A 14,832-nucleotide genomic window follows, 5' to 3' on the forward strand; every position below is an offset into this window, starting at 1 on the left:
AGGTCAGAAAGGGGGGGCGTTGCCGCCCCCCGAAGGTGGCTCAGCGGTGGCGGCCCAGGGCGCCGAAGCGGACCTGGTCGCGGTTTCGCAGGTTCCAGGCAAGGATCATCCCCACCGCCGCCGCGACGATCACCAGTGACGGCAAAGCGATGCCCAACCAGCCCTCGGCCCCGGTCATGGCGCCGAACTGCTTGAAGATCACGATGAACAAGCCCAGCAGGATGACCCCGGTCACCAGCGGGAGGATCTTGGTGGCAAGCAGGCTTTCGCCCAGATCCCCTTTCTTGCGGAAGAACCCGATCACCGCGAAGGACACGAGGCCCATTAGCCCCAGCACCCCCAACGTGCCCAGCTGCGTCAGCCAGGTGAACAGATTCAGCACAGGATCCAACCCCTGCCAGGCGAAAAGCGCAATCACCAGACTTGCGATGATGGTCTGAATGACCGACCCCACATGCGGGCTGCGGAATTCGGCATGGGTCTGGCCCAGACGGTCAGGCAAAAGCCCCTCGCGCCCTGCCACATATTTGTAGCGCGCCACCCCGTTGTGAAAGGCCAGCACCGCCGCAAAGAGCGAGGTGATGAACAAAAGCCCCATGATCGTCGGTACCGGCCCGCCCACATAACGCCCCGCAAGATCAAAGAGGAAGGTTGTCGGGTCGGCCAGACCGGCCAGCGTCGGCACCAGCTTGTCCTCGCCCGCGCCATTGGCCATCAGCCAGGCGGTGAACATGTAGAACACCCCGATCAGCAGCACCGACCCATAGGTCGCCACCGGGATCGAACGTTTGGGGTCGCGCGCTTCTTCGGAGTAGATCGTCGTCGATTCAAAGCCGATGAAGAAGGCAAAGCAGAAGAGAATGGCGATGGACGGCACGCCCGACAGAACCTGCGACGGCGCAAAGGGCGCCATGGACAGCGTGCCGCTGTCACCCCCCGCACCCAGGATGGCCAGATCGATAACCAGCACGATCAGATATTCCAGCGCCACCAGCACCACGAGGATTTTGGCCGACAGATCCACCTGACGGTAGCCCAGCACCGCCGTCAGCGCGATGAAGATATAGGACCAGACCCACCACGGGAGCGAAAGGCCCATCGCCCCGAAAGTGCCCGCCGAGGCCGCGCCGAGCAGACCCAGAATCCCGATCTGCATGCAGTTGTAGGACAGGATCGCCACCATGGCCGCCGCGCCCCCGAAATGGCCCCCCAGCCCCTGGGCGGCGAAGGCGTAGAAGGCGCCCGCATTGCGGACGTGGCGCGACATGGCGACATAACCGACCGCGAAAAGCAGCAGGATCAGCGTAACAAGGCCCACCGCCCCGGCAACACCGGCGCCATTGCCCAGCAGCATCGCCAGCGGCACCCCGCCCGCCACCGCCGTCAGCGGCGCTGCCGCCGAGATGACAAGGAACATGATGGAGGCCGCCCCCAACGCATTAGAGCGCAGTTGGTTTGCCTCAAGACCGGAAGCGGCTACGCCCCCCTGAGTTTTTGTCGGCGTGTCTGTAACGGACATTGCCTTCCCCTTCCCGTTGGTTTATTATTTGAACCGATGGTTTGATTTTAGATTGACAGGAGGGGGCAACTTCTGTCAACAAAAATACATGAACCGCGCCAACACCTTTTGGACGGGGGAAGAGACGCCCATGGGAACGACATCCAAAGCGCTGACTTTACTGGATTATTTCACGATCTCGCGCCCGCAGATCGGGCTTTCTGACCTTGCGCGGCTGTCGGGTGCGAACAAGGCGACCTGCTATCGCCTGATGTCCGAACTCATGGAGCACGGGCTGGTCGAGCAGGTGGCCGGCAGCAAGGAATATCGAATCGGCCCTGCGGTGCTGCGCCTTGCTGCCCTGCGGGAGGCCACCGTCCCGACGCGCGAGGCCGCGCTGCCGCTGTTGCAGGCGCTGGCCGTCGCCACAGGAGAAACCGCGCATATGTCGCATCTTGTGGCGGGGCAGCTGGTGACGCTGTCCTATGCCTATCCGGCCGCCCATGGCATGCGGGTGATGATGGAAGACGCCGACCGCCTGCCCTTCCATTCCACCTCTTCGGGCCATGCCGTGATGGGATGGCTGCCCGCCGATACCGTGGCACAAATCCTTGCCGGACCGCTGCCCGCGCCTGCCGGTCTGGTGCAGATCACGGCCTCGGATCTGGCCGACCGCATCGCCCGCGCCCGCGCGACCGGCTGGGCCAGCACCGCCAATACATTCGAGGCGGATGTGAGCAGCTTTGCCGTGCCGCTTTTCGACGCGCAGGGGCAGGTGCAGGGCGCACTGGCCGTGGCCGTCGCCGGACCGCGCCTGACCGAAGCCGCTGAACAGACCATTCCGCGCCAGCTCATCGCCGCTGCGCGGGCGATCATGGCGCTCTGGGGGGGGCAGATCCCCCCCGAACTTTCCGCGCTTTGGCGCATCACCGAACAACCGACTGAGAAGGTGCAGGGATGAAAGACGAGAATTTCCTCAAGGCGAACAACGCGCGCAGCCTCTGGCATCCGATGACCGCCCCGTCGGACAGCCTGACGAATGCGCCGACCATCATCACCGGGGCCTCCGGCACCCGCATCCGCGACATCGACGGGCATGAGGTGGTCGATGGCGTGGGGGGGCTGTGGAACGTCAACCTCGGCTATTCCTGCCAGCCGGTGAAAGAGGCGATTGCCGCCCAGCTGGAGGCCCTGCCCTATTATTCGATCTTCCGCGGCACTTCGAACGACAAGGTGATCGAGCTGGCCGAGGAGCTGCGCGCCTTTTTTGCCCCCGATGGTCTGACGCGGGCCTTCTTCACCTCGGGCGGGTCGGATTCGGTGGAAACGGCTCTGCGTCTGGCGCGGCAATACCACAAGATCCGGGGCGAGTCCGGGCGGGTGAAGTTCCTCTCGCTCAAGAAAGGTTATCACGGCACGCATATCGGCGGGGCCTCGGTCAACGGGAACGCGAATTTCCGCAGTGCCTATGAACCGCTGCTGCCGGGCTGCCACCACATCCCCGCACCCTATGACTATCGCAACCCTTTCAACGAAACCGACCCCGCGCGGCTGGCGCAGCTGTGCCTGCAGGCGCTGGAGGATGAGATCGCGTTTCAGGGTGCAGGCACCATCGCGGCCTTCATCATGGAGCCGATCCTTGGCGCGGGTGGCGTGATCACGCCGCATCCCTCTTTCATGCCGGGGGTCGAGGCGATCTGCCGCAAGAACGGCATCCTTCTGATTGCCGATGAGGTGATCACCGCCTTTGGCCGCACCGGCGCCTGGACCGGCAGCCGCCTCTGGGGCGTGAAGCCTGATTTCACCTGCACCGCCAAGGCCATCACCAACGGCTATTTCCCCTTCGGCGCCGTGATGATCGCCGAAAGCGTGGCCGAGGTCTTTGAAGGCGACGACACGGGCCGCGCCGCCATTGGCCACGGTTACACCTATTCCGGTCACCCCGTCGGCGCCGCCGCCGCGCTGGCCTGTCTGGCAGAGACCAAGCGGCTGAACGTGGTCGAAAATGCTGCCGCACGGGGCGCCCAGCTGTGGGTGGGAATCAACCGTCTGAAAGACAAATACTCCGCCATCGGTGATGTGCGCGGCGGGCATGGCCTGATGCTGGCGATTGAACTGGTGGCCGATCGCGATGCCAAATCCGCCCCGCCCAAGGCGCAGCCCGGTCAGGTGCAGGCCGCAGCCTATGCCGCAGGGGCGATGGTGCGGGTTTCGGGGCCGAACATCATCTTGTCGCCGCCGCTCGTGCTGACACAGGCAGATGCTGAGACGATCCTCTCGGCACTCGACGCGGGCTTTGCAGCGCTTTGACGGATTTTGTCGCACTTCTAGGCACCAAGGGCGGGCCGGCGATTCGGAAAGGATCGCCCATGCCCACCGCCTCGCTTCTGACGCTGGCGGGGCAGAGCGTCGTCATCGACTGCGGCCTTGGCGTGACGCGGGGGCTGGCGGATCAGGGCTTTGCGCTGAAGGGTCTGTCGGCCATCGTGATCACCCATCTGCATTCAGACCACTATCTGGAGCTGGGGCCGCTGATCCACACTGCCTGGACTGCCGGGCTGAAGATGCCTGTCCGGGTCTGGGGGCCGACCGGCCTTCGCCGCTATTGGCAGGGGTTTCTGGAGTCGATGGCCGATGATCTGGCCTATCGCATCCATGAAGAGGGGCGCCCCGATCTGGCCGCGCTGGTCGAAATCCTGCCCCTCGCCGTGGGCGGACGGGTCGAGATTGGGCCGCTTGCGCTGACCGCAGGCCAGTCCCTCCACCCGCCGCTGACCGAAACCTTCGCCCTGCGGTTTGAGGGCGCGGGCAAGACCGTCGTCTTTTCCGGCGATACCGCTCATAACCCCGAACTGGCAGAGTTTGCACAGGGTGCCGACCTTCTGGTGCATGAGGCTATGCTGGCCGAAGGTCTGGCACCGCTGCTGGCGCGGATCGGCAATGGCGACGGGCGGTTGATGGCGCATTGGCTGCGCGGGCATACGCTCGCGCAGGATGCGGCGGCGGTGGCGCGGGCCGCCGGGGTGCGGGCGCTGGCGCTGAACCATCTGATCCCCTCGGACGATCCGGCCTTTGGCCCGGCTGTTTGGGCCGAATGTCTCGCCCCCTATTGGGACGGGCAGCTGCATATCGGGACCGACGGGCTGCGGATCACGCTGTAGGTGCGTCGCCCCGGGCCTGCGCTGCAATCGCCGCCGCAAGGCGGCGCCCCACCGCTGGCGCATGAAGATTGCCCTGCAACACGGCCGCAGCCACCTCGGGCGGGTCATTGCGCACGAGGGCAAGCGCGGCAACCAGCTGGTCAAAGCTGCGCGTGGTGACGGCGCGGGGGATGGCAAACTCCTCCATCGCGCGGGCAAGGTAATGAACGATGGCCTGCCCCACCGCGGCCTCACGGTCATGGTCTTGCGGCGTCATCCGCAGAACGCGCAGCCCCGCCCGGCGCAGAACCACCGCCACCGCGCGCCAACGCCGCCCACGCAGGGGGCAAAGCGCGACTTTTGCCCCCGCCAGCCTCGTGCGGGCGCTTTGTGGCCCGAAAAGTGGATGGGTCGCCAGCAGCTCGACATGCTCAGGCAACACATCCTGCATCAGGCGCGCGGGTTCCTCCTTCACAGAGACGACGTCCATCACCACCGCGCCGGGACGGAGCAGCGGCGCAATCTGGTGCAGCACCGGGCGCAGGGCGCCCAAAGGCACGGCCAGCAGCACCCAGTCACAGTCGCCCACAACCTCGATCCCGGCGGGACAAAGGCCACGGGCAAGCGCCGCCGACTGGGCCGCGGGATCCGGGTCAATCACATGCACCCGCAGATGCGGCGGCAGATGGGCGGCGATCAGCTGGCCAAAGGCACCAAAGCCGATCAGGGCAAGTTTCGCAGGGGTCGGGGACATCTCTGATCCATCAAATGGGACCAAGGGCCAGAGATGCGAAACCGTCTTGTCGTTCGACCGCCAGCCTTGGCAGCGGTTGAACACAAAGGGTCATCCGCCGCATCACTGCAGCGGATAATAGCTTTCAAGCGGGCGGTTGAAGCATGACATGGGCAAGGCGATAGCAGACCGGGCGGCGAGGTCAAGCGCGGCCATCAGACCGCGCCCGGATCACGCGCAAGGCGCAGCGCCTCGGCCAGCACCATGTCATCCCCGATATGGTTCATCAGGATCAGCACAAGCCGCGCGTTCAGCGCATGGCTTTCGCCCTCGGACAGCCCATCATGGGTGGCAATCAGCCGGGCATAGGTTTCGTCGGGCTTTGCCAGATTGGGGGTGGTGATCAGCATGGGGGGTCACTCCTTTCCCATGGCACGGGCAAGGGCCGCGGCCACGGCTTGTTCCTCATAGCTGTCCCAACGGGCGGCCACATGCTGATCCGGGCGGATCAGATAGATCGCCGCCGGCACCCCGCCGAGATAGCGAGCCGCAAGCGCCTCGGTCGGGTCAAGCTGCAGGCAGGGAACGGTCAGACCGTCGGCCTCGAGCCTCTCGGGCGCCTCGGCCCCGATGGCAAGCAGCACGAACCCCCGCCCCAACTGTTCCAGCAGCCACCCCGTTGCGAGTGGTGCATCCGGGCAGGGCGACCCCGGCCGGCTGCGCGCAGGCATGTCGGGATGGTCCGCCCCGTTCAGCACCGATCCGTCATAGGTGCAGGGCATCGACAGCCGCCCCGAATTCACCACCGTGCGGGCAAAGGGCACCGTTTCCGCCAGTTCAAGCACCGCGTTGCGGAACAGCTTGGACACGGGCGTTTTCGGCGTGATGAAATCCGTCGCGCGGGTGGAATTCAGGATGTTCTCATCCGCGCCATAGACCCGTTCGCTGTCATAGGTATCGAGCAAACTGTCCGGCGCAAGCCCCGCCACGACCAGCGCCAGCTTCCAGCACAGGTTGTCAACGTCCTGCACCCCCGAATTCGCCCCCCGCGCGCCGAAGGGTGAAACCTGATGCGCGGCATCTCCTGCGAACAACACCCGACCATGGCGGAACCGTTCCATCCGGCGGCATTGGAAGGTGTAGATGGAACACCAGTCCAGCTCATAGTCCACATCCGGCCCCAGCATGGCATCGACGCGGGCGCGGATGCGCGCAGGCTCAAGCTCTTTCGCGCGGTCGATGTTCCAGCCCAGCTGGAAATCGATGCGCCAGATATCGTCGGGCTGCTTGTGGAGCAGCGCCGAATCCCCCGATTTGAAATGCGGCTCGAACCAGAACCAGCGTTCCGTCGGGAAATCGGCCTTCATCTTCACATCGGCGATCAGGAAGTTGTCCTCGAACACCCGGCCATCGAAGCCCAGCCCCAGCATGTTCCTGAGCGGACTGCGCGCCCCATCACAGGCGATCAGCCAATCTGCCTCAAGCCGGTAAGGACCATCGGGCGTCATCACCTCCAGCGTGGCATGATCCTCGCCGGGGATCACCCCATCGACGCGGTTCTTGCCGCGCAGCTCGATCGGCGCGCCCTCGGCCTGTGCGGCAAGGATGGCGTCATGCAGATATTTCTCGAACCAGGGCTGTTGCAGGTTGATGAAGGCGGGCATCGCATGGCCCCCCTCCGGCAGCAGGTTGAATTCATACAGCAGCCGGTTATCGTGAAAGACCTTGCCCAGGTTCCACTGCACGCCCTTTCCCAGCATCGGACCCGCCGCACCCAACCGGTCGCAGATCTCCAGCGTCCGCTTGGCAAAGCAGAGCGCGCGGCTCCCCAGCCCGGCCCCTTCGTGATCATCCAGCAGCACGACCGGAACGCCGCGCCTGCCAAGGTCGAGCGCGGTGGCAAGGCCCACGGGACCGCCCCCCACCACGACAGCCTTGTGGCGCACCGGCCGGGCTGCGTCCTGATCGGGCGATTTGGCATAGGGGTAAAGGCGGAACGCCAGCGCATAGCGTTCCGGAACATCGTGTTTCATCGGATCCTCCCTGATCGCTGACGCTCAGCCCTGCAGCGCCGCCCACATGTCGAGATCGCGCTGCGCGGTCCAGATGCGGGGGTGGTGGATACCGCGCGCCTCGTCAAAGGCACGGGCCACATTGAAGGGCAGGCAATGTTCGTAGATGGCGTAGTCCTTGAATTTGGGGTCACATTCGGCCCGGACGGCATCCCAGGCCTCTTTCAGCGACCCGCCGCGCGCCACGATCCGGGCCACGGGCTTGTAGGTGCTTTCCACAAAATCCTTGGTGCGGTCCAGCGCGGCATTCACCGCGGCCCGCCCCACGACAGCGTCCCCCCGCCCCGGCGCGACGGCATCAAGGTCATAGGCCCGGATCGCCTCCAGCGTGGCGCCCCAGTCGGCGAAATGGCCGTCGCCGCAATAGCAGGCGGAATGGGCCTCGACGATATCGCCGGTGAACATGACATTCTGGTCCGGCACATGGATCACCGCATCGCCAGCGGTATGCGCGCGGCCCAGCTGCAGGATATCGACCCGCCGCTTGCCCAGCCAGACCGTCATCTTGCCGTTGAAGGTCGTGGTAGGCCAGGTCAGGCCGGGGATGCTCTCATGCCCCTGAAACAGCCGGGGGAAGCGCTGGAATTCGCTGTCCCAATCTTCCTGTCCCCGCTCGGCCACCATATTGCGGGCAGCTTCCGACATGATCACCTGACCCGCACCAAAGGCACTGGCCCCCAGCACACGCACGGCATGGTAATGCGTCAGCACCACATGGCTGATCGGCTTGTCGGTGACGCTGCGGATGCAATCGATCACTTTCTGCGCCAGCCGTGGCGTCGCCTGCGCCTCAACCACCATCACGCTGTCATCCCCGATGATGACACCGGAATTCGGATCCCCCTCGGCGGTAAAGGCATAAAGCCCCTCGCCGATTTGGGTGAAGCTGATCTTCTTCTCGCCCAGATCACCCTGCGATGCAAAAGCCTTGGCCATGTCCCGGTCCTTATCGTGCGTAGGGGTCGGCCAGCGCGGGGATCACCTTCCCCGTGCAATCACCAAACCCGATGGTATAGCCCGCCCCGCGGCAGGCGCCGCGCAGGGTCAGGGTGTCATTGTCCTCGATGAAGCTGCGCGTGCCGCCCGCGATGGCGATGGGCTCCTTGCCGCCCCAGCTCAGCTCCAGCAGACTGCCGCGGCTCTCTTTCGTCGGACCAGAGATAGTGCCCGATCCCAACAGATCGCCCGTGTTCATCGGACAACCGCTTGTCGTGTGATGCGCAAGCTGCTGCGCCGCCGAGTAATACATCTCGGCATAGTTCGTGCGCGACAGCACCGTCTCCTCGCCCCCCTCGGGGGTCAGGGCAACCTCCAGCGCGATGTCGTAAAGCATCGGCCCCGGCTCCTGCAAATGCGGCAGAAGCGGCACCTCGCGCGCAGGCGTCGCGGTGCGGAACGGCTCCAGCGCCGCCTTCATCACGATCCAGGGGCTGATCGTCGTCGCCGTGGCCTTGGCCTGAAACGGCCCCAGCGGCTGATACTCCCAAGCCTGGATGTCGCGCGCCGACCAATCGTTCAGCAGCACATAGCCAAAGATCATCGCATCGGCCTCGGCCACCGTCACCGGCCCTTCCGAAGGCACACCGACCACCGCCCCCATCTCCAGCTCAATGTCGAACCGGCGCGACGGCTGGAATGCTGGCACCGCATGATCCGGCCCCTTCACCTGCCCCCAGGGGCGGCGCACCTCGGTCCCCGAGACGACGACCGAAGACGCCCGGCCATTATAGCCGATGGGAATATGCAACCAGTTCGGCGGCAGGGCATTCTCGGCCCCCCGGAACATGGTCCCCACGTTGAAGGCGTGATGCCGCCCGGCATAGAAATCGGTATACTCGCTCACCAGAAACGGCAGATGCAGGGCCACCTCGGTCAGCGGCACCAGATAAGGCTCCACCGCCGCACGCTCCGCCGCACCTTCCACCAGCAGCGCCGTCACCCGCGCCCGCAGCGCCGCCCAGACCTCGGGCCCTGCCGCCATCACCTCGTTCCAGAATGGTACATCCAGCAAAGGCCCGCCCGGCAGCACCAGCAGCCCGGCTTCCTCCAACCCCGCCACATCCAATACGAAATCGCCAATCGCCATCCCGCAGCGCGGCTCGTCCTCCCCCTGCGAAAAGACCCCGCACGGCAGGTTGTTCAACGGAAACGGACAGGCCGCCCCATTCGCCGTTTCCACCCAAGACCGGATCAAGCCCATCTGGCTTCCTTCATTTTCTGTCTGAAAATATCCCACGGGGGTACGGGGGTGTGAAACCCCCGCTGCCGTCACTTCACACCGGGCGTTCCGTCGAACTTCTTGTCCAGACTGTCCCAGCACTCGATATAATCATCCTGCAGGGGGGCCGCCTGCGCCGCCCATTCCGTCAGATGCTGCGGGAAACGGGTTTCGAACATGAAGCTCATGGTCTCATCCAGCTTCTCGGGCTTCAGCTCGCCATTGGACGCGCCCTCAAAGGCGTTGCGGTCCGGCCCATGCGGCAACATGCAATTGTGCAGGCTCATGCCGCCGGGGACAAAGCCCTTGGGCTTGGCATCATAGATCCCATAGATATTGCCCATCAGCTCGGACATGACATTCTTGTGGTACCATGGCGGGCGGAACGAGTTTTCTGCCACCAGCCAGCGTTCGCGGAACAGCACGAAATCGATATTCGCCGTGCCCTCAAGCCCGCTGGGCGCCGTCAGCACGGTAAAGATCGAAGGGTCCGGGTGATCAAACAGGATCGCCCCCACCGGCGAATAGGTCCGCAGATCATATTTCCAGGGCGCGTAATTGCCATGCCAGGCCACCACATCCAGCGGGCTGTGCCCGATCCGCGTGCGATGGAACTGCCCGCACCATTTCATCACCACCGAGGACGGCACCTCGCGATCCTCAAAGGCCGCAACGGGCGTCTTGAAATCGCGCGGGTTGGCCATGCAATTCGCGCCAATCGGGCCGCGATGCGGCAGGGTGAAGGGCACGCCGTAATTTTCGCAGACAAAGCCCCGCGCCGGGCCTTCCAGCACCTCGACCCGATAAACAAGCCCGCGCGGCAGGATGGCAATCTCTTTCGGCTCCAGATCGATGATCCCCAGCTCGGTGCAAAAGCGCAGCCGCCCCTCTTGGGGCACCACCAGCACCTCGCCATCGGCCGAGTAGAAATACTCGTCCTCCATCGATTTCGTGACCAGATAGATATGCGAGGCCATGCCCGTCTGGGTGTTCACATCCCCCGCCGTGGTGACGGTCCGCATCCCCGTGATCCACGTCAGATCCTCGGCTGCATGGGGGATCGGGTCCCAGCGATACTGCCCGAGGCTGATCACATCCGGCAGGATATGCGGCGCCGATTTCCACAGCGGCACGTCGATCTTTTCAAACCGGGTCGTGTGCTTGACGCTCGGGCGGATGCGGTAGCACCAGGTCCGCTCCGGATGCGGTTTGGTGAAGGCCGACCCCGACAGCTGTTCAGCATAAAGGCCATAGGCGCATTTCTGCGGGCTGTTCTGCCCCTGCGGCAGCGCGCCCGGCAGGGCCTCGGTTTCGAAATCATTGCCAAAGCCGGGCATATAGCCCTCATGCGGCCCGATGGTGCTGACCGCACGGATCATGCCGGCGGGAAGGGTTTGGCTGGTCATGGGGTCCTCCTGCGCTGGTCCTCTTGCCGACGCTTGAGTCGCATTAATAGTTGCACTCGCAACTAAGTCAAGATAAACCTGAATCCGCCCCGCCCCTTTTGGAAAGACCACCCGATGACCGCGACCACCACGCTTCATGATTACTGGCGCTCATCCTCGGCCTATCGTATCCGCATCGCGCTCAATCTGCTTGGATTGGAATATGTTGCGCGCCCGGTCGATCTGGTCGCGGGCGATCAGCGCGGGGCGGATCATCTGGCAGCCAATCCGCAGGGCCTAGTCCCGGTGCTTGAAATCGACGGGCTCCGGCTCACCCAGTCGCTTTCCATTCTGGAATACCTGAACGAGACACGGGATGCGGGCTTCCTGCCAGCAAACCCTGCAGACCGCGCCCGCGCCCGCGCGCTGGCCCATGCCATTGCGATGGAAATCCAGCCCGTCTGCAACCTGCGCGTCGCGCGCCATGCGGTGGCGCTGGGGGGCAACGCCACGATGGAAGGCTGGATGACCCATTTCATCACCCTGGGCCTTGAAGGGGTTGAAGGGCTGCTGTCCCAGGGGCCGGACCTGCCCTTCTGCCATGGCACAGCGCCGGGCCTGGCCGATATCTGTCTTGTACCGCAGGTCTATAACGCCCGCCGTTGGGGCGTGGCGCTGGATGCGTTCCCCCGCCTTGCCACCATTGCCGCGCGGGCCGAAGCCCTGCCCGCCTTCGCCGCCGCCCATCCCGATCGGGTCAAACCTGCCTCGTGACAGCCGCGTCCTGCTATGGCAGGGTCTGGGCAACGCCAAGGACCGCCCGATGGACATGCCCGACACGACAGATTTCGACCTTGAACGCTTCCTGCCCTATCTGCTCAATCAGGCGGCCGAGGCGACCTCGCGGTCGTTCCATGCCACCTACAAGGCCAGCTACGGCATGACGCGCACGCAATGGCGGGTGCTGGCCAATCTGGGCAAGTTCGGGTCGATGACCGCACGCGACATCTGCACCATCAGCCATATCGAAAAGACAAAGGTTAGCCGCGCGGTGTCCGCGCTTGAGGCCGAGGGTCTGCTGACCCGCAGCCCCAGCCCACAGGACCGCCGCGCCGAAATCCTTGCGCTGACCGATCAGGGCCGCGTGATTTTTGCCGATCTGGGCCAACGCGCCATCGCCTATGATCAGGCACTGCGTGCGCAGATCGGCCCCGAGATCGCGGCGCAACTGGATGACCTGCTGCGCCGCATCATTGCCGAAGGGGAACTTGGCCCCCCCGAGGATTAAGAGGCTTTCAGAACCCCGCGGTCGATCTGGTCCTGTTCGATGCTTTCGAACAGCGCGCGGAAATTCCCTTCGCCGAAACCATCATCGCCCTTGCGCTGGATGAATTCGAAGAAGATCGGGCCGATCACGGTTTTAGAGAAGATTTGCAGCAGGATGCGCGTCTCACCGCCATCAACCACGCCTTCGCCATCGATCAGGATGCCATGGCGGGCCAATGCCTCCAGCGGTTCATCGTGGCCGGTGACGCGGGTTTTCGACATCTCGTAATAGGCCATCGGGGGTTTCGGCATGAAGCGCAGACCACGCGCGGCAATGGCCTCGGTGCAGCCATAGATATCGTCGCAGCCGACGGCGATATGCTGGATGCCCTCGCCTTTGTAGCGCTTCAGATATTCGACGATCTGCCCGGTTTCCCCCCGATCCTCATTGATCGGGATGCGGATGCGCCCGCAGGGCGAGGTCAGCGCGCGGCTGTAAAGCCCGGTATATTTGCCCTCGATGTCAAAGAAGCGGATCTGGCGGAAGTTGAAGAGTCGGCTGTAGAAGTCGAACCACGTATCCATATTGCCCTTGAAGACATTGTGGGTCAGATGGTCGAGGTAATGGAACCCCACGCCTGCGGGTTTGGGCGCGGCGACAAAGTCGAAATCGGCGGCATAGGGGTTGATCCCCGCGCCGTAGCGATCCGTGAAATATATCAGCGACCCGCCAATGCCGACGATTGCAGGCCAGTCAAGCGTCTTGTCCGCGCCGGTATAGGGCGTGGCCCCGTTGCGGACGGCATGGTCAAAGGCATGTCGGGCATCGACCACACGCCAACCCATCGCGGGCGCACAGGGGCCATGTTCCTCGACAAAGCGGCGGGCGTGGCTGCCGGGTTCATCTGTCAGGATATAGGTGATGTCGCCCTGCTGCCACAGCTCGACCGCCTTGGTCTTGTGCCGGGCCGTCAGGGTGAACCCCATCGAGGTGAACAGGGCGCGGGCCTCATCCGGGTTGGGATGGGCGAATTCCACGAATTCGAACCCGTCAGTCCCGGCGGGGTTCGCCTCGGTGATGGATGCGCGCGGGGCATCATGCGGGAACGGTCCCATCCTTGTCTCCCTCCAAAGGAATGTGGCTGATTCAACTTTCTCACCTGCCCTTCGGCAACGGCGCGCAAAATTCAGGTGACTTTGTGGGTTTGTTGCGTGAAATTCGCACCCAAAGCCCCAATGATGCGAAAGTTTTGCAGGATGGATTCGCTCGACACCCGCCTTTTGGCCGAATTGCAGCGCCGCGCCGACATCACCGCGCAAGAACTGGCCGAGGTGCTGAACCTATCGCCCAGTCAGGTGGCCCGCCGCCGCGCCCGGCTTGAGGCCGAGGGCGTGATCGCAGGCTATCGCGCGCGCCTGGACCCGCGGCATCTGGGGCTGACCGTGCAGGCCTTTGTGCAGGTGCAGATGGCGGCCCATAACGCCGACAATGCCGCGAACTTTGTACGCCTGATGCATACCCTGCCCGAGGTCGTCGCCTGCTGGACCCTGACAGGCGAGGCCGATTACCTGCTGCGCGTCTGGGTCAGCGACCTGCCCGCGCTGAACCAGCTGATCCATCACCGCCTTCTGCCCCATCCCGCGGTGGCGCGGGTGCAAAGCCAGATCGTGATGGATCAGCCCAAGGCGGATTCCGGTCTGCCGGTGTGAAATCCCCGTTTGGACTTCGCTCGATAATGGTATAGAAATAAAACCATGAAACGCTTGGATTCCAGAACCGTTCTGATCACCGGGGGCGCCAAAGGCGTGGGTGCCGCCAGCGCATGGCTTTTCGTGCAGGAGGGCGCGCGCGTCTTTATTGCTGACCGGGACGGCGCAGCTGCGGCGCGGCTGCGCGACGAATTTGCCGCGCAGGGGCATGACCTGGGCATGATCTGCGCCGATGTCTCCAAACCCGAGGAGGCCGAGCGCGCCTACCAGGCTGCGCTTGCGCATCTGGGCCGGATCGATGTGCTGTTCAACCATGCGGGCATCATTCTCGTGAAACCCTTTCTCGACTGCAGCCTGTCGGAATGGGATGAACTGATGGACAACAATGCAAAGTCGGCCTTCCTCATGACGCGGCTGGTGCTGCCGCAGATGCTGGAGCGCGGCAAGGGCACGCTGGTCTTTACCTCGACCACCGGCGTGCGGGCGGCAACGCATCTTGAGGCGCTTTATTGCGCGTCCAAGGCGGCGATGCATCAGATGGCGCGGGCCATCGCGGTCGAATACCGGGACCAAGGCATCCGCTGCAATCTGATCTGCCCCAGCTTTATCCGCACCCAGCATGGCGAGCATGAGATCGAACAGCTGCGCAGCTATGGCATCTTCGCCTCTGAAAGCGATGTGAATGTGATGCAGGGACGGATTTGCGAGCCGGAGGAGGTGGCTGAGGTGGCGCTGTTCCTCGCATCGGATGCATCGAGCTTTGTGAACGGCGCAGAAATCTTCGTCGACAATACGTTTACGGCGGTGTGA

At 64.1% G+C, this 14,832-nt stretch carries 15 protein-coding genes; 7 read left to right on the forward strand and 8 right to left on the reverse strand.

Translation table 11 applies throughout. The annotated features are described in order from the left end of the window. Positions 1-40: 40 nt before the first annotated feature. Positions 41-1,417 (reverse strand): APC family permease, encoded by a 1,377-nt coding sequence (locus IE101_RS16220; protein WP_229804251.1) that lies wholly within the window; start codon positions 1,415-1,417, stop codon positions 41-43. A 232-nt stretch (positions 1,418-1,649) separates the two neighbouring features. Here IE101_RS16220 and IE101_RS16225 point away from each other — a divergent pair, with 232 nt between their 5' ends. From IE101_RS16225 to IE101_RS16235, 3 genes are read left to right on the forward strand one after another with little or no spacing between them, the layout of a single operon-like run. Continuing rightward, positions 1,650-2,459 carry an IclR family transcriptional regulator gene (locus IE101_RS16225; RefSeq protein ID WP_189634895.1) on the forward strand — a complete coding sequence of 270 codons (810 nt, stop codon included), beginning with the start codon at positions 1,650-1,652 and terminating at the stop codon, positions 2,457-2,459. Then, a complete protein-coding gene (locus IE101_RS16230; protein WP_189634896.1) occupies positions 2,456-3,808 on the forward strand; it encodes an aminotransferase class III-fold pyridoxal phosphate-dependent enzyme in 1,353 nt (450 codons plus the stop codon). Before IE101_RS16225 ends, IE101_RS16230 begins: the two co-directional genes overlap by 4 nt. Further along, positions 3,805-4,659, forward strand: a complete 855-nt coding sequence (locus IE101_RS16235) for an MBL fold metallo-hydrolase (RefSeq protein ID WP_465253870.1) — start codon at positions 3,805-3,807, stop codon at positions 4,657-4,659. Before IE101_RS16230 ends, IE101_RS16235 begins: the two co-directional genes overlap by 4 nt. On the opposite strand, the gene IE101_RS16240 is transcribed toward IE101_RS16235, so the two are convergent. The 6 genes from IE101_RS16240 to hmgA form a co-directional block, all read right to left on the reverse strand. Next, positions 4,649-5,392 carry a prephenate dehydrogenase gene (locus IE101_RS16240; protein ID WP_189634898.1) on the reverse strand — a complete coding sequence of 248 codons (744 nt, stop codon included), beginning with the start codon at positions 5,390-5,392 and terminating at the stop codon, positions 4,649-4,651. The two genes, IE101_RS16235 and IE101_RS16240, sit on opposite strands and share 11 nt — an antisense overlap. 194 nt (positions 5,393-5,586) lie before the next feature. Continuing rightward, a complete protein-coding gene (locus tag IE101_RS16245) occupies positions 5,587-5,781 on the reverse strand; it encodes a DUF2783 domain-containing protein (RefSeq protein ID WP_189634899.1) in 195 nt (64 codons plus the stop codon). A 6-nt stretch (positions 5,782-5,787) separates the two neighbouring features. Further along, positions 5,788-7,404 (reverse strand): FAD-dependent oxidoreductase, encoded by a 1,617-nt coding sequence (locus IE101_RS16250; protein ID WP_189634900.1) that lies wholly within the window; start codon positions 7,402-7,404, stop codon positions 5,788-5,790. A gap of 24 nt (positions 7,405-7,428) precedes the next feature. Continuing rightward, positions 7,429-8,379: an MBL fold metallo-hydrolase gene (locus tag IE101_RS16255; protein ID WP_189634901.1), complete on the reverse strand. Its 951-nt coding sequence runs from the start codon at positions 8,377-8,379 to the stop codon at positions 7,429-7,431. A gap of 10 nt (positions 8,380-8,389) precedes the next feature. Then, complete coding sequence (fahA, locus tag IE101_RS16260; protein WP_189634902.1) at positions 8,390-9,643, reverse strand: fumarylacetoacetase; 1,254 nt, start codon at positions 9,641-9,643, stop codon at positions 8,390-8,392. A gap of 68 nt (positions 9,644-9,711) precedes the next feature. After that, positions 9,712-11,067, reverse strand: coding sequence for a homogentisate 1,2-dioxygenase (hmgA, locus tag IE101_RS16265; RefSeq protein ID WP_189634903.1), 1,356 nt, complete (start codon positions 11,065-11,067; stop codon positions 9,712-9,714). A gap of 114 nt (positions 11,068-11,181) precedes the next feature. Between hmgA and maiA the strand changes: the two genes are divergently transcribed. Both maiA and IE101_RS16275 read left to right on the forward strand, forming a co-directional pair. Then, entirely contained in the window at positions 11,182-11,820 is a 639-nt protein-coding gene (gene maiA, locus IE101_RS16270) for a maleylacetoacetate isomerase (RefSeq protein ID WP_189634904.1), read from the forward strand. A gap of 49 nt (positions 11,821-11,869) precedes the next feature. After that, positions 11,870-12,334 (forward strand): MarR family winged helix-turn-helix transcriptional regulator, encoded by a 465-nt coding sequence (locus IE101_RS16275; RefSeq protein ID WP_229804253.1) that lies wholly within the window; start codon positions 11,870-11,872, stop codon positions 12,332-12,334. Here IE101_RS16275 and hppD read toward each other — a convergent pair. Next, complete coding sequence (gene hppD / locus IE101_RS16280) at positions 12,331-13,428, reverse strand: 4-hydroxyphenylpyruvate dioxygenase (protein ID WP_189634905.1); 1,098 nt, start codon at positions 13,426-13,428, stop codon at positions 12,331-12,333. The two genes, IE101_RS16275 and hppD, sit on opposite strands and share 4 nt — an antisense overlap. A 141-nt stretch (positions 13,429-13,569) precedes the next feature. Between hppD and IE101_RS16285 the strand changes: the two genes are divergently transcribed. Beyond that, positions 13,570-14,022, forward strand: a complete 453-nt coding sequence (locus tag IE101_RS16285; RefSeq protein ID WP_189634906.1) for an Lrp/AsnC family transcriptional regulator — start codon at positions 13,570-13,572, stop codon at positions 14,020-14,022. Positions 14,023-14,067: 45 nt separating this feature from the next. Beyond that, positions 14,068-14,832: an SDR family NAD(P)-dependent oxidoreductase gene (locus IE101_RS16290; protein ID WP_189634907.1), complete on the forward strand. Its 765-nt coding sequence runs from the start codon at positions 14,068-14,070 to the stop codon at positions 14,830-14,832.

Origin of the sequence: Gemmobacter lanyuensis (genome assembly GCF_014652355.1) — a bacterium.
Lineage (GTDB): Bacteria > Pseudomonadota > Alphaproteobacteria > Rhodobacterales > Rhodobacteraceae > Gemmobacter > Gemmobacter lanyuensis.